The organism is Listeria cornellensis FSL F6-0969 (assembly GCF_000525855.1).
Lineage (GTDB): Bacteria > Bacillota > Bacilli > Lactobacillales > Listeriaceae > Listeria_A > Listeria_A cornellensis.
In genome coordinates, this window is sequence record NZ_AODE01000002.1 from 18,534 (window position 1) to 42,518 (window position 23,985).

Annotated in this window: 21 protein-coding genes and 3 pseudogenes; 21 read left to right on the top strand and 3 right to left on the bottom strand. The window is 40.8% G+C overall.

Going from position 1 to position 23,985, the window contains the following annotated elements; translation table 11 throughout:
- Window positions 1–16: 16 nt before the first annotated feature.
- The 14 genes and pseudogenes from PCORN_RS00245 to PCORN_RS16895 all read left to right on the top strand — a co-directional run bounded on the left by PCORN_RS00245 (window position 17) and on the right by PCORN_RS16895 (window position 15,032).
- On the top strand, window positions 17–286 hold the full coding sequence (locus PCORN_RS00245) for an LPXTG cell wall anchor domain-containing protein (protein ID WP_036076517.1): 270 nt from the start codon (window positions 17–19) through the stop codon (window positions 284–286).
- Window positions 287–423: 137 nt separating this feature from the next.
- On the top strand, window positions 424–1,050 hold the full coding sequence (locus PCORN_RS00250) for an MBL fold metallo-hydrolase (RefSeq protein ID WP_036076518.1): 627 nt from the start codon (window positions 424–426) through the stop codon (window positions 1,048–1,050).
- A 14-nt stretch (window positions 1,051–1,064) separates the two neighbouring features.
- Window positions 1,065–1,463 (top strand): VOC family protein, encoded by a 399-nt coding sequence (locus PCORN_RS00255; RefSeq protein WP_036076520.1) that lies wholly within the window; start codon window positions 1,065–1,067, stop codon window positions 1,461–1,463.
- Between the two features lie 4 nt (window positions 1,464–1,467).
- A complete protein-coding gene (locus PCORN_RS00260; protein ID WP_036076521.1) occupies window positions 1,468–2,334 on the top strand; it encodes an AraC family transcriptional regulator in 867 nt (288 codons plus the stop codon).
- Between the two features lie 72 nt (window positions 2,335–2,406).
- Entirely contained in the window at window positions 2,407–3,483 is a 1,077-nt protein-coding gene (locus PCORN_RS00265; protein WP_036076524.1) for a Gfo/Idh/MocA family protein, read from the top strand.
- Entirely contained in the window at window positions 3,480–4,217 is a 738-nt protein-coding gene (locus PCORN_RS00270) for a sugar phosphate isomerase/epimerase family protein (RefSeq protein ID WP_036076525.1), read from the top strand. The genes PCORN_RS00265 and PCORN_RS00270 overlap by 4 nt, the downstream gene beginning before the upstream one ends.
- Entirely contained in the window at window positions 4,217–4,939 is a 723-nt protein-coding gene (locus tag PCORN_RS00275; RefSeq protein ID WP_036076527.1) for a ThuA domain-containing protein, read from the top strand. The genes PCORN_RS00270 and PCORN_RS00275 overlap by 1 nt, the downstream gene beginning before the upstream one ends.
- Before the next feature lies 1 nt (window position 4,940).
- Complete coding sequence (locus tag PCORN_RS00280) at window positions 4,941–5,909, top strand: sugar phosphate isomerase/epimerase family protein (RefSeq protein ID WP_036076529.1); 969 nt, start codon at window positions 4,941–4,943, stop codon at window positions 5,907–5,909.
- On the top strand, window positions 5,909–6,979 hold the full coding sequence (locus tag PCORN_RS00285) for a Gfo/Idh/MocA family protein (RefSeq protein ID WP_036076531.1): 1,071 nt from the start codon (window positions 5,909–5,911) through the stop codon (window positions 6,977–6,979). The genes PCORN_RS00280 and PCORN_RS00285 overlap by 1 nt, the downstream gene beginning before the upstream one ends.
- Window positions 6,980–7,221: 242 nt before the next feature.
- Window positions 7,222–7,983, top strand: coding sequence for a DUF2653 family protein (locus PCORN_RS00290; protein ID WP_036076533.1), 762 nt, complete (start codon window positions 7,222–7,224; stop codon window positions 7,981–7,983).
- A 418-nt stretch (window positions 7,984–8,401) separates the two neighbouring features.
- Window positions 8,402–10,396, top strand: coding sequence for a DUF6531 domain-containing protein (locus tag PCORN_RS00295; RefSeq protein WP_036076535.1), 1,995 nt, complete (start codon window positions 8,402–8,404; stop codon window positions 10,394–10,396).
- 1,612 nt (window positions 10,397–12,008) lie between these two features.
- A pseudogene (locus PCORN_RS21155) lies at window positions 12,009–13,911 on the top strand (RHS repeat domain-containing protein); the annotation flags it as partial.
- A gap of 321 nt (window positions 13,912–14,232) precedes the next feature.
- Window positions 14,233–14,517, top strand: coding sequence for a hypothetical protein (locus tag PCORN_RS00310; protein ID WP_036076539.1), 285 nt, complete (start codon window positions 14,233–14,235; stop codon window positions 14,515–14,517).
- A gap of 116 nt (window positions 14,518–14,633) precedes the next feature.
- A complete protein-coding gene (locus tag PCORN_RS16895) occupies window positions 14,634–15,032 on the top strand; it encodes a thioredoxin family protein (protein ID WP_051999139.1) in 399 nt (132 codons plus the stop codon).
- A 407-nt stretch (window positions 15,033–15,439) separates the two neighbouring features.
- Here the strand turns inward: PCORN_RS16895 and PCORN_RS00320 are convergent.
- Together PCORN_RS00320 and PCORN_RS00330 are read right to left on the bottom strand one after the other, a co-directional pair.
- Window positions 15,440–16,572, bottom strand: a protein-coding gene (locus PCORN_RS00320) for an IS3 family transposase (RefSeq protein WP_149024188.1) whose coding sequence is annotated in 2 segments (ribosomal slippage) — window positions 15,440–16,290 and window positions 16,290–16,572 — 1,134 coding nt in all. Because the reading frame shifts where the segments join, the coding sequence is not laid out codon by codon here.
- A gap of 111 nt (window positions 16,573–16,683) precedes the next feature.
- Complete coding sequence (locus PCORN_RS00330) at window positions 16,684–17,214, bottom strand: MerR family transcriptional regulator (protein WP_206537414.1); 531 nt, start codon at window positions 17,212–17,214, stop codon at window positions 16,684–16,686.
- Window positions 17,215–17,560: 346 nt separating this feature from the next.
- Between PCORN_RS00330 and PCORN_RS00335 the strand changes: the two genes are divergently transcribed.
- From PCORN_RS00335 to PCORN_RS00350, 4 genes and pseudogenes are all read left to right on the top strand, one after another.
- The gene (locus PCORN_RS00335; RefSeq protein ID WP_051999141.1) at window positions 17,561–18,280 is read left to right on the top strand and encodes a VOC family protein; all 720 of its coding nucleotides are present in this window, start codon (window positions 17,561–17,563) and stop codon (window positions 18,278–18,280) included.
- Window positions 18,281–18,597: 317 nt separating this feature from the next.
- Window positions 18,598–18,936 (top strand): DUF1801 domain-containing protein, encoded by a 339-nt coding sequence (locus PCORN_RS00340; protein ID WP_036076543.1) that lies wholly within the window; start codon window positions 18,598–18,600, stop codon window positions 18,934–18,936.
- 613 nt (window positions 18,937–19,549) lie between these two features.
- Window positions 19,550–20,608, top strand: coding sequence for a Glu/Leu/Phe/Val dehydrogenase dimerization domain-containing protein (locus PCORN_RS00345; RefSeq protein ID WP_036076545.1), 1,059 nt, complete (start codon window positions 19,550–19,552; stop codon window positions 20,606–20,608).
- Window positions 20,609–20,680: 72 nt separating this feature from the next.
- Window positions 20,681–21,359, top strand: a pseudogene (locus tag PCORN_RS00350) (histidine phosphatase family protein).
- Between the two features lie 59 nt (window positions 21,360–21,418).
- Here the strand turns inward: PCORN_RS00350 and PCORN_RS00355 are convergent.
- A pseudogene (locus PCORN_RS00355) lies at window positions 21,419–22,451 on the bottom strand (YdcF family protein).
- Window positions 22,452–22,661: 210 nt separating this feature from the next.
- Between PCORN_RS00355 and PCORN_RS00360 the strand changes: the two are divergent.
- From PCORN_RS00360 to PCORN_RS00370, 3 genes are read left to right on the top strand one after another with little or no spacing between them, the layout of a single operon-like run.
- The gene (locus tag PCORN_RS00360; RefSeq protein WP_036076546.1) at window positions 22,662–23,258 is read left to right on the top strand and encodes a hypothetical protein; all 597 of its coding nucleotides are present in this window, start codon (window positions 22,662–22,664) and stop codon (window positions 23,256–23,258) included.
- Window positions 23,227–23,529, top strand: coding sequence for a hypothetical protein (locus PCORN_RS00365; protein ID WP_036076548.1), 303 nt, complete (start codon window positions 23,227–23,229; stop codon window positions 23,527–23,529). The genes PCORN_RS00360 and PCORN_RS00365 overlap by 32 nt, the downstream gene beginning before the upstream one ends.
- A gap of 35 nt (window positions 23,530–23,564) precedes the next feature.
- The gene (locus PCORN_RS00370; protein WP_149024189.1) at window positions 23,565–23,792 is read left to right on the top strand and encodes a hypothetical protein; all 228 of its coding nucleotides are present in this window, start codon (window positions 23,565–23,567) and stop codon (window positions 23,790–23,792) included.
- The last annotated feature ends 193 nt before the right edge of the window (window positions 23,793–23,985 follow it).

Sequence of the window (23,985 nt, forward strand, 5' to 3'; positions counted from 1 at the left end):
GGAAAATGATACAGCTGTGGAAGTGGTGAAGGAAAATAGTCACGCTCTCACGCCAGAGCCTGTGTTGCCAGAACTGGAAATGCGGATACCGGAGAATAAGCCAGAAATTCATGCTGATATTCCTGCATTACCAATCGATAAGCCGGATACGAAGCTTAAATCAGATGTAAAACCAATGAAATTAGTGAAAACAGGAGATCAGTCAGAGGAACGCTCTATTCTTCTCGGCGGTCTGTTACTTCTTTTTGGAGCTGTTTTACTTTGGTATAGAAAAAGTGTGAGATAGTAACGTTTTAAAGGAAGTAACGCAAGAGGATGGTTTCTAATTTTAATGGAGCCATCTTCTTTTATAGGTTCCTCCTTGGTTAATTTTTTCGTTTGCGCTATACTTTAGGAAATGAGAAGAAAAAGGTGGCGCATATAATGGTAGAAATTAGTGGTTTAGCGACGGGTTTATTGCAGGAGAATTGCTATGTGATTTCGGATGGGAAACATTGTTTGATTGTTGACCCGGGGAGTGACGCGGAAAATATCATTGCCAAAGTGGAGGAAACTGGGACGAAGCCAGTCGCGATTTTGTTGACGCACTGTCATTATGATCATATCGGAGCACTTGAGGAAATTCGGGCGCATTACGGGGTGCCGGTTTATGTAAGTCCGCTGGAGCAGGAGTGGCTTGGAAACCCGGAGTTGAATGGCTCGGTTGGGATGTCGCAGTATAGCAACAAGGAAATTATTTGTGTGCCTGCGGAGAATGAGTTTAAGATTGGGGAATATTCTATAGAAGGTTTTAATTTCCGTGTGGTGCCAACGCCGGGGCATTCGATTGGTAGTGTGAGCTTTATTTTCGATGATTTTGTAGTGGTTGGAGATGCCTTATTTAAAGGAAGTATCGGACGTTCGGATTTATATACGGGGGATTTTGATACGTTGATTGAAAGCATTACGAGTCAACTGTTGGTGTTGCCAGACGAGATGCGCGTGTATGCGGGTCATGGTGACGCAACAACAATTGGCCATGAAAAAGCGACAAATCCATATTTAACGTGAGGGGACTGTGAAAAATGAGAATTAATTTAGCGAGTGTATTTGTAGATGATCAGGACAAGGCGTTGCATTTTTATACGGAAATTTTAGGATTTGTGAAAAAAGAGGATGTGCCGATAACGGAGAAGTTTCGTTGGATTACGGTGGTGTCAAAAGAGGAGCCGGATGGCGTGGAGCTGGTTTTAGAACCGGATGAGAACCCTGCTGTAGGGCCTTTTAAGACGTCGCTTTATGCGCAGGGGATTCCGTTTACGTCGTTTGCGGTCGATGATGTTTATGAGGAACACGAGCGATTGCGGGCGCTTGGTGTTGTGTTTACGAAAGAGCCTGTATCGCACGGACAAGTGACGATTGCGGTTTTTGATGATACGTGTGGGAATTTGATCCAGATTATGCAGATGAACGAGGCGGCGTAGCGTTATGGGGCTGTATTTGGAGTTTCCAGCGCTAGATAAGGATTTTCCGATGCGGAGTTTTACGAATGAGGGTGGCGTTATCGTGTATCCTCACTGGCACAAGGAGATTGAGCTGATTTACGTGATTGAGGGGCGTTTGAATCTTGGCGTGAATGATGTGCCGATTCAGATGGCAGAAGGCGAAATTTATGTGATAAACGGCGGCGATGTGCATTATTTTTTGGCATCGCCGAACAGTGAGCGGATTGTGTTGCAGTTTGATTTGAATGTTTTTCAGGAATTTTCGCTTACGGAGGACGAGGGCAAGCGGTTGCGCGATTTGTTTTTGCATGTGTCGCCGTCGAGTGCGGATTGGAATCCGGAAGTGGCGCGGCTGGTTGCGGGACTTTTGCAGGTGATTCATCGGGAGAGTTCGCAGCGCAAGGCGGGCTATCGCTATATTGTGAAGGCGAAATTGTACGAGATGCTGGCGGTTTTGGAGCGGGATGTGCCAAGGCTTGTGCGTGATTCTGCGGAGGACGCGACGAGTAAATCACAGGAAACGCTTGAAAAATTGCAACAGATTTTTGCGTATGTCGAGGATCATTATCAGGAGACGATTACGTTGCAGCAGGTCGCGGATCATGTTGGGTTTAGTTCGTACTATTTCACGAAGCTTTTCAAGCGCAATATGGGGATTACATTTATGACATTTGTAAACGATTACCGACTCAGCAAGGCGAAATGGATCTTGCTAAATGAGGAGACGCCGGTGACGGAAGTGGCTGAGCTGGCCGGGTTTAGTAGTGTGAAGACGTTTCATCATGCCTTCAAGCGTGCGATGGGTGTATCACCGCTCAAATACAGGAGGACAATATTCGGGAATAAGTAAGCAATAAAATAGGAAGAAAAACTTCGGTTTGTTTTGTATCATGGAGATAATAAAACAAATGGAGGTTTTTTGATGACTTTAAAAATTGGAATTATAGGTTGTGGCGGTATTGCAAATGGGAAACATATGCCGAGTTTGGCGAGTGTAGCAGGAGCAGAAATGGTCGCGTTTTGTGATGTCGTAGTGGAACGTGCAGAGAAAGCGAAAGTGGATTTTGGAACACCGAATGCAAGCGTATACACGGATTACAAGGAATTATTGGCAGATAAAACGATCGATGTGATTCATGTTTGTACGCCGAATATTTCGCACGCAGAAATTTCGATTGCGGCGATGGATGCTGGGAAACACGTGATGTGCGAGAAACCAATGGCGAAAACAACGGCGGAAGCGCAAGCGATGATTGATGCTAGCGTGAAAACTGGGAAGAAGTTGACGATTGGGTATCAAAATCGGTTCCGGAAAGATTCGCAATTTTTGCATGAGGTTTGTGAAAATAATGAGTTGGGCGAGATTTATTATGCGAAGGCAAAAGCGATTCGTCGTCGTGCGGTTCCGACTTGGGGTGTGTTCTTGGATGAAGAGGCGCAAGGTGGTGGTCCGTTGATCGATATTGGGACGCATGCGCTTGATTTGACACTTTGGATGATGGACAATTATAAGCCGAAATATGTGGTTGGGAATGCGTATCATAAGTTATCGCAACGTGCGAATGCGGCGAACGCGTGGGGACCTTGGGATCCATCGAAGTTCACCGTGGAGGATTCGGCGTTTGGTTTCATCACGATGGAAAATGGGGCGACGATTGTGCTCGAGTCGAGCTGGGCGCTAAATACGCTGGATGTTGGTGAGGCGAAGACGTCGCTTTGCGGGACGGAAGGCGGCGCGGATATGGAAAACGGCTTGCGGATTAATGGTGAATCGCATAGCCAGATGTATGAGACGGAAATTCAGTTGGAAGCGGGCGGCGTTGATTTTTACGATGGTGCGGGCGATGATCCGGCGGTACTTGAGGCGCAGCAGTGGATTGATAGTATTCTGAACGGGACGGATCCTGTTGTGAAACCGGAGCAGGCGCTTGTGGTGACGCAAATTTTAGAAGCGATTTATGAGTCATCGCAAACGGGACAACCGGTATTTTTCCAATGACGACGCCGATTGCGATTCAGTTGTGGAGTGTGCAGGACGCGTGCCAGGAGGATTTTTTCGGAACGCTTAGGCACCTCGCTGAAATGGGCTATGATGGCGTGGAATTCGCGGGTTATTATGATAAGTCGGCGGCAGATTTGAAGGCGAAATTGGCGGAACTGGGGCTTGGGATTGCGGGTTCGCATATTCCGTATGAACGGTTGCGCGATGAGCTGGATGCCGTGATTGCTTTTGAAAAGGAGCTAGGAAATGACTACCTCGTTTGTCCCTATGCACAGTTCGAGACGGAGGCGGAGTGGATTGAATTCGCGAAGTCGCTACGCGTGATTTCCGACAAAATTCGCGCGGCTGGACTTCATTTCGTGTACCATAACCATGCGCATGAGTTTGAAAAGCTGGGCAATGATTACATTCTGGACGTGTTGCTAGCGGGTGTCCATGGCTTGGAAGTCGAGTTGGATACGTATTGGGTGCATCATGCAGGCGTTGACGTGGTGCCATATATGGCGCGTTGGTCGGACCGGATGCCGTTGATTCATTTAAAAGATATGAAACGCGCACCAATCGAAAGTACGGAAATTGGCAACGGTGTATTGGCAGTGAGACGTTTTGCAGAACTGGCAGAACAAAATGGCGTGAAATGGTTCGTGATTGAGCAAGAAGCATTTGAAAAGGCGCCGCTTGTGAGTGTGGAGATTGGTCTGAAGAACTTGAGAAAGATGGTGGGCAAATAATGACGAAGGTAACGGTTTGGAATGAATTTCGCCACGAAAAAGAGAGCGAAGAAGTTGCTGCGATTTATCCAGATGGCATTCACGGTCAAATTGCGAGCTTTTTAAAAACAGCAGGACTCGATGTCAAAACGGCGACGCTGGACGAGCCAGAACACGGCTTGACGGAGGCAGTTTTGGCTGATACAGATGTGCTTGTTTGGTGGGGACACATTGCGCATGACCAGGTCGACGAGGAAATTGTGAACCGCATCCATAAGCGAATTTTGGAAGGAATGGGCTTAGTTGTATTGCACTCTGGGCATATGTCGAAAATTTTCATGAAGTTGATGGGGACGAGTTGCGATTTGAAATGGCGGGAGGCGGACGAGAAAGAGCGACTTTGGGTCGTGGCGCCGAATCACCCAATCACAGACAGCGTTCCGGAATATATTGACCTTGAAAAAGAAGAGATGTACGGCGAGCATTTCGATGTTCCCGCTCCAGAGGAATTGATTTTCATTAGTTGGTTCGAAGGCGGGCACGTATTCCGCAGTGGCGCAACGTATAAGCGTGGTAACGGCAAGATTTTTTACTTCCAGCCGGGCCACGAAACGTATCCAACCTATCATAACGAATCCATTCAAAAAGTGATCACAAACGGCGTCAATTGGTGTGCCCCGACTTCTTGGGTATACCCGAAATATGGTAACGCAGAACCACTAGAAAAGATCGGAGGAAAATAACATGAAATTAGGCGTATTTACACCACTATTTGCAAATTTAAGTTTGGACGAAATGCTCGATAAAGTAGCAGCGGCGGGGCTTGGCGCAGTAGAGATTGGCTCAGGCGGAAATCCCGGAAACCATCATTGCCCAACCGATGAATTACTCGCAAGTGAGGAAGCACGTTTGGCGTATTTGAAGAAGTTTGACGATCGTGGTTTGATTATTAGTGCGTTTAGTTGTCATGATAATCCGATTTCACCAGACCCAGAAGAAGCACGCGCTGCTGATGAAATTTTGCGAAAAACGATTCGTCTAGCGTCGATGATGGGCGTTCCAGTTGTAAACACGTTCTCAGGGACCGCGGGTGACAGTGACGAAGCGAAAGCTCCGAACTGGCCAGTAGCGCCTTGGCCAACAGTTTACAGCGATATCAAGAAATGGCAATGGGAAGAAAAATTGATTCCCTATTGGAAACAAATTGGGCGCTTAGCAGAAGAATACGACGTCAAAATTGGCATCGAACTGCACGGCGGATTCCTCGTTCACACACCACACACGCTTCTAGAACTGCGCACAGCAACGAGTCCAGCAATTGGCGCGAACCTCGATCCAAGTCATCTCTGGTGGCAAGGCATCGATCCAGTTGGCGCCATCAAGATTCTCGGCAAAGAAGGCGCGATTCACCATTTTCATGCGAAAGACACGTACCTCGACCAAGACAACATCAACCGCTACGGCCTGCTCGATATGCAACCGTATGGCGATGTACAAACACGCGCGTGGACGTTCCGTTCAGTGGGTTGTGGGCATAGCGTGAAAGAGTGGTCCGACATGATGAGTGCCCTGCGCACATACGGCTATGACTACGTTGTCAGCATCGAGCACGAAGATCCGCTGATGTCGATTGACGAAGGATTCCAGCGCGCCGTGACCAATTTGCAAACGATTTTAATTAACGATGAACCGCTAGACATGTGGTGGGCGTAATGAAAAACTTAGTTATAGTAGGTTTTGGCGGTATGGGCTCGTATCACGTCGAGCTAGTTGGTGCGGCAAGTGGAATCACGGTCACCGGTGTCTATGATATTGCACCAGATCGCATCCAAGCAGCCACGGAAAAAGGCCTCGAAACATATCCAAGCTTCGAAGCCGTTCTTGCCGATGAAAAAGTAGACGCCGTCCTAATCGCCACACCGAACGACAGTCACCGAAAACTGGCGATAGCAGCCTTAGAAGCAGGCAAGCACGTAGTCTGCGAAAAACCAGTCACAATAACGAGTGCCGACTTAGAAGCAATCCTCACCGTTGCAAAAAAAGAAAACCGAACATTCACGGTTCATCAAAATAGGCGCTGGGATTCTGACTTCCTAATCGTACGCGACATGGTTCAAAAAGAAGCCAAAATCGGCAACGTATTTCACGTCGAATCTCGCGTACAAGGCGCGAACGGAATCCCCGGCGATTGGCGTCACCTCAAAGCACAAGGCGGCGGGATGCTTCTCGATTGGGGCGTACACTTGCTAGATCAACTCCTATTCATGACCAACAGCAATATCAAAACCGTGTCAGCGAACTTAAGCTTCATTCTCGGCGATGAAGTCGATGATGGATTCACAAGCTTCATCACCTTCGAAAACGGAGTCACAGCCCTAATCGAAGTCGGTACAACCAATTATGTCAAACTGCCACGCTGGTACGTCAAAGGCACAGAAGGCACGGCGGTCATCCAAGACTGGGATCTAAGCGGTGAAATCATCGCACCAGACCGTACCGTAGCAAAAGTAGAACCAAAACCAATCCAAGCAGGCCAAGGCCTCACAAAAACAATGGCACCACCATCCGAAGAATCCACAACGAGAAGCGCAATCACGCCAGTAGCAGCAGACATGTCTGGTTTCTACGATAATTTTGCATCAGTCCTAAACGGCGAAGTAGAACCCATCGTAAAAAATGAAGAAGTACACCGCGTTCTCCGCCTAATCGAAGCTATTTTTGAAGCAGGCGAGCAGAATAAAGTGGTCGATTTCCAAGAAGAGATAGGGCAAGTAAAGGCTTAATAACTTGCGAACATCCGCATAATATACTATACTTATCTTATTCAAAATCAGTACGCCCGATAAGGGGAGTAGCAGTATAGCAATGTCGTCAGTACGGGATAAAACCCCGGCATTGTTAGCAATTTTTGTCGATTGTTTGCGAGACCTTACGTTTATTCGTGAGGTCTTTTTCTTGCGCTTAAATGGCAGAGTAGCTCAGGCAAGTTGATGCGAACAATCTAGTCAAAACAGGAGGAAAACTATTGAAGAAATTACTTTTTTTCGTGATGTCAATGATGCTCGTTTTTTCACCACTAGGCACCGTGACATACAACACCGTCATGCCGTCAAAATACGAACAAGTAAGTGAGGCGCACGCAAAGGGCTACCGCTCGCCAAGCCGCTCTTACCGACCAAATAACAACCAGGTCAAACGCAACAACAACACGACAAACAAAGCAACAAACAACCAAGCTGCCAAAAAATCTAATCGTGGCTTCTGGGGCGGCTTAATGTTCGGTGGATTAGCCGGTCTACTATTCGGTAGTATGCTCGGCAATATGGGTGGGTTCGGCGATATTTTAGCCCTGATTATCAATGTTATCGCGATTATTGTCATCATTCGCCTATTGATTTACTTCTTCCAAAAATGGCGTAATCGCAATAATCCAAAGCCAAAAGTGAACGTTTTCGATCACCAAGGAACGACGAATGCAACGCAGGAAACAGGGAGTAGCACCATCGTTCTCGATGAAGGAAACATTTCCAACGCGGTCATCCACTTCTTCACACACGAGAAAGGCCTACAATTAGAAGATGTCGAAGTTATTTTGACATATGACGAGCAAAAAGGTTTTGGCGCAGATGTCATGAAAAACAATACGCTAGTTCAGGCATTAGACCATTTTTCACTCATCCAAGCCATTCGATACTGGGCAACGAAAGAAGCTCATTTTGATCCAAATTGTGGCTTAGAATTACGCTTCTCTGAAACAGAAGGCATCACGGCTATTGTTACCGAGTAAATAGGAGAGGCGCCTTTTTAAGTTGGTGTCACTTTTGGATTTAACTGGCGTAAATTGTCTAAGATAAATGACGCTTATTGATTTATGGTCATAGCCAAGAATGGTGAAATGGAAGCATGTGCAGCGCTAATTTTTCTAAGAGTGTCAAAACTTATAAGTTTTGGCACTCTTTTTAATGTGGGGTGTTTCCGTGTTCTTTGAAGTGTCATAACTAGGAGTCGAAAGTTTTAGATGAACCCAATATTAGCAAGGCTTTCTAGTGGATTAATGGGAGAAATGCGCGACAATGGTTCTCCCATATTTACATATATAAGAAAAAAGATATTGCTTCCTCATGTATAATATGCTACATTTTAGTTGAGCTGTATTGCTATAGTAGCAAGGAGTACAATTACAAACAGAAAAGGGGATTAACAAGATGAAAAAGGGACTATCACGAGTACTATTAGTCATGATCGCCATTGCGATGATTGTGTCTACGATTCCAGCATACGAACCGCATGCGGAACAAGGCGTACCACCAACAGAAACAACGGTAGAAAGCACACCAGAAAAAACAGAAGTTGTCGAGGAACAGGTGGAAAAAGAGCCACAAGACACACAAGTGACAGCAGTAGAAGACACAGAAGCACCTTCGGTAAAGGTGGATGGGGATTGGAAAGATCCTTACTATGAGACTGTAAGAAGAGGAAGAAGCGTTGCGCCAGAGAAACCAGAAAAAGCAACGATTAAAACCGTGTCGAATGGTGTTGGAACAGGGACAGGTGCGATGAACTTGTCATGGAAAGCGATGCCAGGCGCAACGGGTTATAAAGTGATTATTGGAAACGGCTATAACTACGAGTATTTTACGGTAGGGAATGTGACATCCTGGACGACGAAAGGCAAAGGTATTTTTCCTACCAAAGCAGAGTTAGACAAGGGATTGTATCGCTTCCATACCGATGGAAAAGGAACCGAATTTGCGAATGATCCGACGCAGCTATACGAGAACACCTTTAAAGCAGGGACGACATGGACATTGCGCGGTCAAAAGAAATATATTGTGCGTGTTTTAGCGACGTATACGAGTGGCGATGGGCCAACATCGGACATTACAGAGGCGGTAATGCCACCAGAAACGTTACCAGCGAAACCAGAGAAATCGACCATCAAAACGACATCTAGTGGTGTAGGAACGGGAACGGGGCATATGGATATTACATGGCAAGCAGTACCAGGTGCTATTGATTATAAAGTAGTCATCGGGAATGGCTACAACTACGAGTATTTTAATACGGGTAATGTGACCAGTTGGTCAACCAAAGGAAAGAATATATTCCCAACACAAGCGGAAATAGCGAATAAACAATACAAGTTCCACCAAGATGGCAAAGGTGTAGAATTTGCGAGTGATCCACGTGCGTTGTACGAAAACGGCTACCAAGCAGGAAGTACGTTTGGCTTGCGTAATCAGGAGAAATATATTGTGCGTATTTTAGCTGTTTATCCGTGGGGAGATAGCCCTACATCAGATATAACAGATGTATATATGCCGCTTGAAACACCAGCACCACCAAATGGGAGAGCCTATGCGAATTTAGAAGGCAGTAACAGCGGTTATGTACAGTTAAACTGGGAGCAAGTAGCCAATGCAGAAGGGTATAAAGTTTCTATTTTCGATGGAAAGAAAAATGTTTTATTTGATGTTGGGAATACGAATTCATGGACATCACAAGGCAAAGGAATTTGGCCAACTGAAGCAGAAGTTGCTGGTGGTGGATGGACAATTCATACAGATGGTAAAGGTGCTGAATTAGCACAAGATCCGTCGCAAGTATACCGAAATTCAGGTGGAATATACGGGGAACGTAAAAATTATTGGTTCCGTGTTCAAGCCTATACGAAAACAGGCAAACAAGCAGAAAGTAAGATTTCAGATGTATATACACCGATTATTCCACAAGCGGGTTCGCAGCAGGGGATGGTTGACTATTGGACATCTATTCCTGTAATTGGTGGAGCAGTTAATGCCACGAATGGTAATTTTTTGTTTAGTGTGACAGATTTTGAACTGGAGGGGCGCGGTCCAAGGATTAACATTACACGTACTTTTAACAGTCAAAATGAGGAAATTGGATTGTTTGGAAAAGGGTGGACTAGTACAGTGGAGACTGGTTTACGAGAAGAGCCGAACGGCGATGTCATAATGGTAGAGGCGGACAATAAGATTCAACGGTTTACAAAGAAAGGAATCAGTTATGAGGCACCGGCGGGTGTGTATAGTACATTGGTTAAACACTCTGATAATTATATATTGATAGATCAAAATATGTCTGAAACCAAGTATACAAGCGATGGGAAGGTTATTTACACCCAAGATCCAAGTGGTAATCGGTTGACGTATGACTATAACTCAGATAAAAAAAATTAGTAGCTTGACTGACGCATCTGGTCGCTCCATAAAATTTGCGTATACAAATGGGATGGTCAGCAAAATAACAGCACCAGAAAACCGAACACTAAATTTCACTTATGATACGAATAAACAGCTCACGGATTTAACAACTGCGCGTGGGAAAAAATATAGTTATGCTTATACAGATGGCTTACTCACAAGTATTTATAACCCAAAACATACGGTAGAAAAACCATATAAAACAGTGTATGAATACACGGGTAAACAACTAACTAAAGTAACAGATCCACTTGGCAAGGTAAACAGTTTGGCTTTTAATCCAAGTAGCCGAGAAGCATCTTTAACAAATGCAAAAGGTATGAAAACCATTTATAAGTATAATTTAGCGGGTAACCCTGAACAAACGATTGTCGATGCTAATAATTTAAAATTAACAACAAGATATGTTTATGAGGCAAACAATCTGGTTGAAGAAGTTAGTCCGAAAGGCCAAGTAGATAGTTATACTTATGATGGAGAAGGAAATATTATAAGCTCAGTAGATCCGTATGGAAAAGAATCATATGTATATAATGGGAGTAATAATGTTATCTCTTCATTTGATACAAGCAATAATGAAACAACAATTGCATACGATGGTCAAGATGCTATCTCTGAAACCAATCAGTCAGGTGCAGCAACATCCAGTGTTAGTAAATATGACCAATATGGAAATGAAGTTCAAGGATCAAGTGCATTAACAACAGGTGATAATCTATTAAAAAATGCAGGCTTTGAAAAAGCTTTTACAGCAACGGATTGGTTTACTCAGAACTCCGTATCTGTTGGAAATATTATTCAAGATAAAAAGGAAGTTGCCCCAGGAGGTATTGGCGGCGGAGCATCTATCAAAGTTACGACAACTAGTGGTGCTAAAGGATTTACGGCTGCCAAACAATTGATTGAGCTTGAGCCGGATACGACGTATACAGTAAGTGGATACATCAAGACAAGTGATATACGAGATGCGAGCGCTTTTCTCAATATGGAATTACGAGATGCAACTGGCAAACAGATTACAGATGGTACGGTATGGGTAAATAATAGGTACAGTGAGATTAAAGCTGATCGGTCTTGGACCAAGCGTCAGTTTAGCTTTCAAACGAGTAAAAACACTGCAAAAGGTTATCTGTTTTTAGAAGTAGAACAACCACTTGCAACCGGTGGCTCAGGTACGGCATGGTTTGATAATTTGCAAGTTGAAAAAAGAGGAGACGTCATGTCTACTTTCAATCCTATCTCTAATAGCAGTTTTGAAGGGAATACAGGTGAAACGGTAGCAACCGACTGGCAAACAAATAATAATCCAGGAGCAACTAAGCTAGCAATCGATACAGAAGGCTTTACTGATGATTTTTCAGCACATATCGCTAGGACTACAGTAAATGATGCAGATAGTCGTTATGGGCAAGAGATTTTCTTGAATCAAAAAACAGGAAAGAATGTCACTTTGACAGGGATGTCGAAATCTGAGAATGTAGTCAATACAGATGGGAAAAAACTATCTAATGATTATGCTTTATTTGCTCAAGTAATGTATAATGATGGGACAAGTAAATCCTTCTATGCACCTTATCCTACAGGTACAAATGATTGGAATAGAAGTGCGGTCACTGTAGAAGCATCTAAGCCAATCACATCCTTGTATGTGTGGACACTATTCCGGGGTAATAATACTGGGAAAACTTGGTTCGATAATATTCGAATCATTGATGGAGAAGTGCTATATGAAAATGTATATGATGAAAAAGGTAATTATATCATTCAAAGCAAGGATGAATATAACCGCAAAGTAAGCTATAGCTACGACATATATGGGAATAAGCTAAGTGAAAAAGATGCAAATGATAATACAAAAAAAATGAGTTACAATGAAGATAATCAATTAGCAAAGGTCGTGTTAGCTAATGGAGCTTCCGTTGCATATGTTTATGATGACAATGGGAGTATTGCTGAAAAGCGAATTACTGCAGATGGAAAGGAGCAGCTTAATAGTTACGCTTACGATGTGGACAATAAGATGACAAAGTTCACCGATGCTATAGGAAACACTGTAACATATGATTATGACAATAATGCAAATGAAACCAAAACCAGTTTACCTAATGGAAACGTGATTGAAACTGCATATGATTCAGCAGATCGAAAAGTAGGAGTTAAATGGAATAATTCGCAGTCTTTTAATTTCCAATATGATGCAAATGGAAATGAAATAAAAGTAATTGATACAATAAATGCTTTAACACGTGACAAAGTATACGATGACGCTGATAGGATAGTCAAGCAAACAGAAAGAGGTAGTAGTGTTTCTTGGGCTTATAAAGATAAGCCTACAAAAGATAATAAAGGAAAGACTGATAAAGTTGGAGAAATCACTGCTTCTCAAGGTAACTATAGTTATAAAGCCACCTATGAGTATAATAATTTAGATCAAAACACAAAAATTAGTGATGGTACGAAAAATTATTTTTATTATTATGATGAACAAGATAATATCAGTACCTATATGTCTGGTAATGGTGTAGGGGCAAACTATGTTTATGATTATACTAACAAGGTAAGTGATGTTACGATAGGTAACAAATCAGGTGCAAATATATTAGAAGAGAGCTACACATATGATGCGCTAGGAAATCGTGTTAGTATCGATAATAAAAAGGATGGAAAAACGCTCTATAAATATGATGAAATTAATCAGCTAACGAAAGAGAGTTTACCAGATGGTACAGAATTGTTATACACGTATGATGACTTTGGTAACCGTATCAAAGCTGAAAGCTCGAAAGGTGCAACGGTGCAAGCGAAGTATAGCGATAAGAACCAGCTAATTGATTGGAACGGGAAAAATTTCACCTATGATAAAAATGGTAACCGAACGAGTGATGATAAGTACAGTTATTCATGGAACGCTAATGATCAACTTGTAGCTGTGACAAAAAAAAGGCGAAAATACACCATTTACAGTGTACAAATACGACGATGACGATCGTCGTATTGAGAAAACGGTTAATGGAGAAGCAATAAAGTATTATTATAATGGTGATAGCATTGATGTGTTATACGAAACGGACGGTACGGGTAATGTGTTACGTCAATATGTGTATTCTGATAACGGGAACCGCCTGGCGATGAAAGTAGCTGGGAAGACGCTTTATTACCACTACAACGCACATGGAGACGTGATTGGATTAACTGATGATGCTGGTATACTTGTGGCAAGTTATAGCTATGATGCATGGGGAAATATCCTGAACTCTATTGAAAATACCGAGGAAGCAAAGCAAAATTCCTTTGGATATGCAGGGTATACTTTCGATAAGGAAATTGGTATGTACTATTTAATTGCTAGATACTATGCACCAGATCAAGGTGTATTTATCAGTTCTGATCCAGATCCAGGGAATGAAGAGGATCCGCTTACAATGAACGGATATAATTATACCAATAATAATCCAGTAGTCTACACTGATGCTAATGGTCAGAAGGCATATTCATATTACTTTTCATCGTCTAAATGGATTACGAGAAGTAAGAAGGTTAGTTTGTCTATCTCTCCAAAAAATCCATTAAAGGGTGGTGTATTTGTGAGTCCCACTCAACGAAATTATATCATTAATGATAGTTTCGATCGTCTCAAGAAAAAACATGGAGGAAGCAAAAAATGGTATAATCAAAAATCATTGAAAAAAACAATATATGTGTCACATAGACCACGCGAAAGGCGTAAAGACGCCGTGGAATATTGAACCTTATAAAAAGAAAACATCAGCTATCACATGTAACTAATTTAAAAGATAGGAGTGAAAACGTAAATGTTTAATCAAGATATCTATATTTATATTCTTATCTATGTTCTTATCTTTGCTTTGGTTTGGAGAGATAGAAAGGCTAAAGTATATATATTATCGAGCATGTTAATAACAGGTAATTTTGTATTTTCCATATGGCAAATCATAAACTACGGAATTGCATTAGATGATGGCTCTATAGTAGGTAATTCGCAACTGACTAGCATTGTTGTGTGGTCTAATATTCTTGTAGCAGGTGTACTTTTCCTTATCTATCTTTTTAAAGCAATTAAAAAGGAATGGGAGTAAGTAATATTTGTTTGAATTGAGACTATGTATAATGAGGCATGCTAGATACACTGATTAGTCTAGCATGCCTTTAAAAAATTTAAATCCAATATGATATATAGAAATGGGAGTTAAGATTGAAGTATATAATAGTTGTAATAACAATAATATTTATTGCCTTGTCGGTAGCATGTAGTAATGATGTTGGAATTAACAAGGTTGAGAAATCAGAGGAAATTTTAAGTCTATTAAACGATGGTTCAAAAGAGACTACATTTGTTTATTTTGGGAGGCAAAATTGTCCGTACTGTAAAAAATTCTATCCAAAATTAGAAAAGGTTGTTAATGAAAATAGAATGAATGTTTATTATTATGATACAAAATCTCATAAAGGCGATACTGATTTTGAAAAGGTTCTTTCTGAGTATGGAGTTGAAGAAATTCCATACTTAGCAAAAGTGAAGGATGGTAAGATAATGGGAGTTTTAAATCAAGCTCAGAATGAAAAAGAAGTTAAAACATTTATGGATCAATAACCCATTATTATACTAGCGGTGGAAAAGATTGAATTCGGTAACTGGCGTGCTATTAGCACGCTTTTTATTTCAAGTGTCAAAAAGTATGCTTTTTGACACTTTCTAAAAGGAATGAAAATCCGGTTTCAAAATGTCTGGAAGTAAGCTTTGAAATATATCAAAAGAAGGATAGGAATTTTGACACTATCTAGATTATTGTTTATGTTGGGAAATATAGTGAAATTCTATATAGTGGATAATGCTCAATGCAAATATATTTAAGGAGGACATAATGTGGAGCAAGATGAATTGAAAAAGTATTTATATAACGTGCTGAAAAAAAGTGCGTGATTATCCAGGTGGAATGGCAACCCTTTTTTCGAACAAAATTTATAAGGTGTTAAGCAGCTAAATTCTTGTTACAGGATTTAGCCTGTGATATCTTTATTTTCGATAGATTTCGCGATGCGAAAACTAACCGGACTCTGGTAATTCAATGTCCCGTGAAACCGGATATGATTCCACCAATTCACGTAATCAAAGAGCTGTACTTGTAGTTGCTCTAATGTTTGAAATTGGTTCGGGTACACAAACTCCTTTTTGAATGACTTATAGGTACTCTCGGCAACTGCGTTATCATAAGGACAACCCTTCTTGCTGAGCGAACGTTGAATCTCAAAACTAGCCAGTATCTCGTCGATTTCTCGATTATCAAATTCACTTCCGCGGTCTGTGTGAAACATTTGAACATCTGTCAGTGGAAAGGGAATGTGATAGATCGCTTCTTTCACCAAGGCGGCTGTTTTATGTGGTCCTGCACTATGCCCGATAATTTCACGATTAAACAGATCTAGAATGAAACAAACATAGTGCCACTTGTTTGCTACTCGAACATAGGTTAAATCGGTGACAATCACTTTTAGTGCTTGTTCTTGCTTAAATTGACGCTCCAACTGGTTCCTAATAGGTGCTTCGTTGACAACTGTTTTATGCCCTTTGTAACTCGCTTTGGTATAGTTTGAAATCAAGCCGAATTTTCGCATAATCCACGCAATTTTGCGTCTAGAAACGGTAAAGCCCCCAAGGGCTAGCGCTACTTTTAATTTCCGTGTCCCATAGTTTTGACGGCTTTTATGAAATTCTTCTACAACAGCCTGCTCTAGGGCTGCCTCTGAATTTTTAGGTCTTGCTTGATAATAATACGTGCTCCTCGAAACACCTAAGATACGGCACATCGCTGCTATTGGATATTTGTGTTTATTTTGTTGGATTACTTGGATTTTCGTCCGAATATCAGCGCCGCTTGCTTTAAAATATCATTCTCCATCTCTAACTGCGTATTTCGTTTGCGTAATTTTTGAAGTTCTTTTTGCTCTGATGTTAGGTTATCCTTCGCTTGAAAAGAACCTGTTGTTCGACTCTGACGTATCCATTTATCGAATGCCGAAGGCGTTAAATCATATTCTTCAATTATTGCTTTACGAGGCTTTCCTGATTCATATAATGCCACCATTTGTTTTTTAAATTCCGGTGTAAATGTTCGTTTTGTCCTTTTTATCATCTTGCATTCCTCCAGTGTGCTTTTCTTTTATTGTACACACCTTATTTTTTCTGTCCAGTTTAGTATAACCTGTCCAGTAATATAATTTGAAGCGGTGCGGTTTTAATATTACTATATTTTAGTTCCTTGCCTTACTATATTTAATAAGTTATTGAAGGAAGCTATTCCCTTAATTTGTTCCAATAATATGCCATCAATGTGTTGTAATATACTAACTGCAATTTCTCGTGTATGGCTGATATCATTATTATCAAAACCTTCTAACACTTCTTTAACTATTCCCAAGGAAAACACTGCACGCTGCACAGTCCTAATAATGAAAATTTTTCTAATATCGTGAACACTAAATTCTCGAAACTTACTTTCTTTATTTCGACTTGGCCTTAGTAAACCTTCCTTTTCCCAGTGGCGAATGGCAGAAGTAGACACAGCTGCTTCTTTAGCAACTTCACCAATAGAAAAATATTTCCGCTCTTTATATTTGGGCATGTCTAATAGTACAGTTGGGTCAAGTATATCTATGGTATGCTGAACTATTTGTTTTTCTGAATGAAGCTTTACTTGTGCTTCATTAATTTTCCATAGAGCTTGTGTGATTTCTCCATGGATAACTAAAGGCATTATTTCTTTTACAAAATCCATCCCAAAACCTGAAAGCATAGCTCGGATGCAATAGAAATATGCTTCATGCTCATCGGTATAAATGCGATAGTTATTTCCCCCCCCGTGCTACTTTAGGTACAATTCCCCAAGATTCATAGTGCCTCAACGCACTTGTACTAATATTTAGTTTTTTTTGCGATGTCAATACCTTTCATTTTGGCTCCTTCTCCTTGTAATCAATCCTTAAAGTAGAGGACAGCTTTTATGTATAAAACAATTATAACACACATCCTTTTTTTTGAAACATTAGCATTTGCATTAATATGCTATGATTTAGATATAGCATAAAAAATATACTATATCTAGATTTAAAGGAGGAATTTCAATGAAAGAAATCGTAGTTAAAAAAAGGATACCACTTCTACCAGCAGTTTCAATGGAGCAGACAGTAAAATTTTATAAGGAGCTTGGTTTTACCAATCTATATGAAAATGAAAAACGCTCGGGTGGGTATGCGATTATGGATAATGGGTATATAGATTTTCAAATCTATGCCTATAAAAAATTGGAAATACCTACTCCTACTAATATGTATTTATATGGAGTCGAGAATATTGATTCATTATACGACCTTTTTATATCGAATTATAAAAAGATTAATGGAAAGATTCCACCTAGAACTGGCTTACCTAGAGTCGGAATTCCAAAGAATTTGAATGCTGATAGAAGGTTTAGTATTACGGATCCTAATGGAAATCAATTTATATTTTCACAAGCTTATAGCCATAAAAAAGACCATTCAAACAAAACAAGATTTGAAAAATTATATTGGAAAAGTAACACGCTCGCTTATTCTCACGAAAGCCCTATAGAAGCTAGAAAAATGCTTGAAAGCGCAATAAAAAGAGCAGATTTACAAGAAGAATCCCCCGCAGCTATATTCCAAGTATATGTACTCTTAACCGATGTTTCTTTACTTTTAGAAGATACAAAAAGTGCCATCAATTATTATAGCAAAGCGACTCATTGGTATGAAAAAATGGGCCATAATACAACCGAAGATTTAGCAGAATCCATTGAACAGTATAAAAGATTTGCATTATAAGGAGGTCGATACCATGTCGAGAGCAATAATTGTTTATGTTCGGATGATACATGGAATAAAGACAGAAAGAAGTGTGAGTGCTCGAAAGGTGGAGAGTCAGAAACAGTGACCATTCATTAATCTCAGTATGTTGTACTATCAACAAATAGGAGATACGTGCGAAAGATACCTATATCGACATTTTGTTGTATAGATTTTAGCTGAACACTAGTTTACACTGAGATTATCACGTAATAGTTCTAAATGGTGACATAATTATTATCTCATTTGTTTATGTGATTAACTTATATGATATGGAAAGAAAAGAGGTTTTAAAAATGAATCCAGAAGTGAGCACTTTTATTGAGAATCTTAGTCAACCATGGCAAGTGGAGGTGGCAGATACCTTACGAAAATTGGTTCATGAAGTTATTCCGGAAGTGGAGGAGCGGATACAATATAAGAAGCCTCATTTTTTGAAAAATGGACATTACGCAGCTGTTATTTCCCCATCTAAGGATGCGCTTACCTTTATGATTATGAATACGACTGATTTGGAGTTTCCAAAGCATTTTGGTGGACCAGGCGAAAGAAGATGGTTGAAAATTAAAGAGGGAGATACCGTCGATTTTGACTTGTTGCGTGGATTCCTAAAAAAAGCGTCCAGTACACTCTGAAAATAGCCTTGAAAAGGGAACATTATTTTTCATGAAATTTTAATCTAGATCACAGCTACTTTTTTTTCTTTAAGGTGTACTATAGGTTTATAAGCTAACAACAAGCAAATCCATTTTCATACTTTCCCCCCGAAGCGTGAAAATGTTAACTCCCTTTTTGGCCGTCGCGGTTACTCCCTTTTCCGCGGTGGTTTTTTTGTTGTTTGAACAAAAAGTAAATGTCTGATAAGGGTATAAAACTATATCCGAATAAACTTAATAGGGGTGTATGATTAGGGTGTAGTATGTGAGAGGGAAGACTTTGAAAGTTGAGGATGTCCCATCCCCGCCGTTTAACCTATAAATTTCACGCCATTTAAATACAAAAATGACACAAGTTAGGCGCTTCTTTTTTATGTATTTCAGCAAACAGGAATATTACAAAAATAGTGGAAACAGATAGATTATACCTAGGTTTATTCGCCTTTTTTTCGCGATTTTCAAGAAAGCGCTTTCTAGGTCTATTAACCCTAATTTAGATATAAAGTATGAAAAATGTTATATATAATCTAAAAATTTCCCTTCAATTGTCTCATTTCGTATAATGAAAGGGAAGATACGAGGAGGGATTGTTATGTTGTTTGAGGAGATGGAACAGTATGATTATGAGCAGGTTGTTTTTTGTCAGGATAAGGCTTCGGGGCTAAAGGCAATTATTGCCGTTCATGATACGACACTTGGGCCAGCGCTTGGTGGTTGCCGAATGTGGCCGTATGAAACGGAGGAAGAGGCGCTTCAGGACGTACTTCGCTTGGCTCGGGGCATGACATATAAAAATGCGGCTGCTGGACTTCACCTTGGCGGTGGAAAAACAGTCATTATTGGCGATCCGAAAAAAGATAAATCAGAAGAAATGTTCCGCGCATTAGGACGCTTCGTGGAGCGGTTAAACGGGAGTTACATTATTGCGGAGGATGTTGGTATAACAGTTGCTGATATGGATACGGTGCATGAAGAAACGAAACATGTGACGGGAATTTCCGAGCGATTCGGTTCATCTGGAAATCCAAGTCCAATGACGGCATTTGGCGTATATAGCGCGATGAGACGTACTGCTTTAGAGGTTTTCGGTTCTGATTCATTAGCGGACAAAACGATTGCAGTACAGGGTGTGGGAAACGTAGCATTTGCATTATGTCGATTGCTTCATGAAGACGGCGCGAATTTAATCGTGACGGATATCAACGAAGAAGCTCTAAATCGTGCTGTTACCCAATTTGGAGCGAAAGCAGTTGCCCCAACAGATATTTATGCGGTTGAAGCCGATATTTTTGCCCCATGCGCCCTAGGAGGTATTCTAAACGATCAAACGATTCCTAGCTTAAAAGTTGTGGCTGTTTGTGGTAGCGCTAACAATCAACTGCTAGACGCAACCAAACATGGTGAAATGTTAGCAGACGCAGGCATTTTATACGCGCCAGATTACATTGTAAACGCTGGCGGAGTCATCAATATCGCCGACGAACTGAACACATACAATGAGGCACGCGCACAAAAGAAAATTGGTGAAATTTTTGATCAGATTGGGAAAGTTTTTGATATTGCCAAAATGGAGCAAGTCACACCAGTCGAAGCGGCGAATCGAATGGTTGAAAATCGCATGGAAGCGTCGAAGTCTAGCAAAATAAGCTAGGTCTATTATTTTTTCGAACTCTCCAAATATGGTATAGTAAAGAAAGTACATATCGATTTGGAGGGGAACGGAATGAATAAACCATTATCACTGTATTTTGTGCGTCACGGTCAAACGTATTTAAATAAATATGAAAAAATGCAAGGTTGGGCCGATTCACCATTAACTCCCGAGGGAACAGAAATCGTGAAAGCGAGCGGACGAGGCCTTGCTGATACAGAGTTTGTTGCGGCTTACTCAAGTGATTTGCACCGTACGATTGCGACGGCAGAGCTTATCTTAAAGGAAAATAAACACGGTTTTGGCTTGACGCTCGAACCGCGCAGTGAATTCCGCGAAACATTTTTCGGCTCTTTCGAAGGCGATGCGAGTGCGATGACATGGGATAGAGTAGCTAAAAAAAATGGGGTTTGCGTCGAAAGCTGAACTTTACGCCAAAGCAAATGTACGTGAGACGATGAACGGTACCAAAGTTGCTGATCCAACACACGATGCGGAAGATTTTATGACATTTTGGAATCGAGTAGAGCAAGGTTTTCTGCATGTAGTCAATGCACATCGTGAAGAGGGTGGCAATGTGTTGATCGTCGCACACGGCAATACGATTCGCAATATCGTACATGAACTAGAGCCAAGCGTAAAAGCTGATTTTGTGCTGGACAACGCGAGCGTGACGGTTCTAACCTACGAAAATGGCCTATTCAAAATTGAACGTTTGAACGATACGTCTCATTTTATTGAGAATGCTTAATACGGTTACGAAAAGAAGCGGTGACTTACACAAAAAATGTAAGTCACCGCTCTTTGTATCTAACCGAAAAATGCCGTCACAGCACCTATTGCAAGCATCCCTAGCAAAATAAGTGATGTGACTGTAATATGCCACCATTTATACATCATGATAATCGCAATGAACTCGCGCATCAATGCATTTGGCAAATAATACAACGCCGTTTTTGAGCTAATTCCTTGGCTTTTCAAACCAGCTTTTCGCGCATAGAGACTAGCTCGGAAAAGATGGAAATTATTCGTAACAAAGATGCTGCGGTATTTTGGCTTTAAATCATCCATCAAGGTTTTTGAAAAACGCATATTTTGCAATGTATTAACAGATAAGTCTTCCATTAAAATATGTTCTTCTGGAATACCTTTATCTAGGAGATAGTTTTTCATTGCAAAAGCTTCAGATACGAGTTCATTAGGCCCTTGACCGCCAGAAACGATAATCTGTGGGGCAAATTTTTTCGCAGCTTGTTTATAATAAAATACAATGGCCCGCTCCAGTCGACTAGCAAGTAATGGGGGTACTCTGGTTCCATCGATTAATCCGCTTCCTAGTACAATAATGAAGTCCTGCTTTAGGCGTGGCCGATTGTACTGATAAATAAAAGAGGAAAGTAGAAAGCTGATAAGTTGGAATGAAAAGTAACCCAAAATCAAGAATAGGGCGGTAAAAAAAAATACTTAGCCAAACTGAGTTAAATAGCGTGACTTGCAATATGATTAGGACGATGAGCGCAAGAATCATGATGCCAACAAATAACGTGAGTAGATTCGGTATTTTTCGACCTTCTCGTTTTACCATGAGTCGCCCATTGTAAACCAATCCGATGCCCAATCCGATAATGAGAAATGGAGAAAGCGCCATGATAAGGAAGAATACACCGACAACGATGAGCGCTATAATGTTGCTACCTGTTGCCATTAATCCATAGGCTACGGCAAGGATGGAGAAAAATAGAGCCAATGTGAGAAAGAACCCATTGCTAACCCGTCTTTTGTCAATAAAGAATAGTAGTAAAAATAAAATAATGAAAAAACCTGCAATATAAGCTAATAACATAAAAAAACCTCATTTCTGTGTCTCCCTACTCTAGTATACTTGGAATGCTTTTGGAAAGGCAAGTCAATTCTTTTCAGTGTGTAAAATAGCGAGATTTAAATGATATTTCACGTATTTTTGCCAAATTTGTGAACAAACAAGAAATAAGATTGAGTTCCGCTATTTTTTATGATAAGTTTAGACTATAAAAGAGAGTGAGGGAATATAAAAATGAGAAAGCTTACATTATTAGTTTTAACCTTAGTTATGGGACTTGTCTTAGTGGCGTGTGGGAGTACACCACAGGAGAAATTTACGAAAAGTGTAGAGAAAACATCAGAACCAGCCGATCAATCCACATCAACCATTGGAATTAAGATCGATGAATTACCAGCGACGTTAAAAGCGGATCAAAGTACGGCAATGCTAGAAGGCTTATCTGTCAAAATGACGGTAGCCAATGACCAAAAAGCACAAAAATCTGCGGCTACGATTGCAGTTAAAACGGCAGGGTTAGTTAATCTAGACGCGACGGTAGATCTATTAATAGATTCAAAAGCAGAGAAAGTATATTTCCCATTAAGCGATTTATACGACGATAAAGGGAATTTAACAACATTATTAGATCAATTAACAAGCGGCATGTTTTCACAAATCAAGAAAGACAATCCTGATTTAGCGACGAAATACGTGGAACTATCTGAGGTTGCAAAAGACTTAAGCGATGGAGAAGCGAAAAAAGAAGCAACAAATACAAAAGAAGTAGAAAAAGCAACGAAAGATCTAAGCAAAAAAAGTGACAAAAACAGTAACCGATTATTTCAATAGCTTACCAGAAGATCGTTTTAAAGAGGGCGATGATGGCGAGTTAACCGTGAAATTAACGAAAACAGATATCACGAAATTAGCGAATCAATTAGTGAAATTAGCCGATGATAAAGATGTGAAAGCTGATTTGAAAGTCATCGTGACATCACAAGGTGTATCCGAAGCTGACTTTGATAAACAATATACATCTACTGTGAAGTCCATGAAAGACGCGATTGCAGACTTAGAAAAAAGAAAAAAAATGCGGCGATCACAATCGATGCGACAGTAACACCTGGTAAGGATGATACAATCGAGAACATGAAGATGAAAGTGAAGCTTACCGACACGAAAGATAAAGAAAATCCAGAAACGATGGCATTTACAATCACGATGAAAACAACAGATTCAGCAAAACTTCCAAAATTCCCAGCAGCATCGGATGTTATTTCGACAACCGAATTGCAAAAGATTATTGAGGAAGCTACATCAAGTTATTATAAATCATTATACGGAGATTCTTTAACGGATACAGGTACAGATGAAATACAATAAATTGAAATAAAAATGAGATGTCCTAGTTTTTAGGACATCTCATTTTTTTGGTGCGCCCAGCATGCGCAAATGCTACGTGGTGAAAGTCCACAACAGGCTTGGCAGTAGGAACTGTTAGCCCAAGGCAAGGGTGTCCATCGCGAGGTGGAATCTGAAGGAAGCCGGCGGCAAAATCCCGAGCTGACGAACAGAA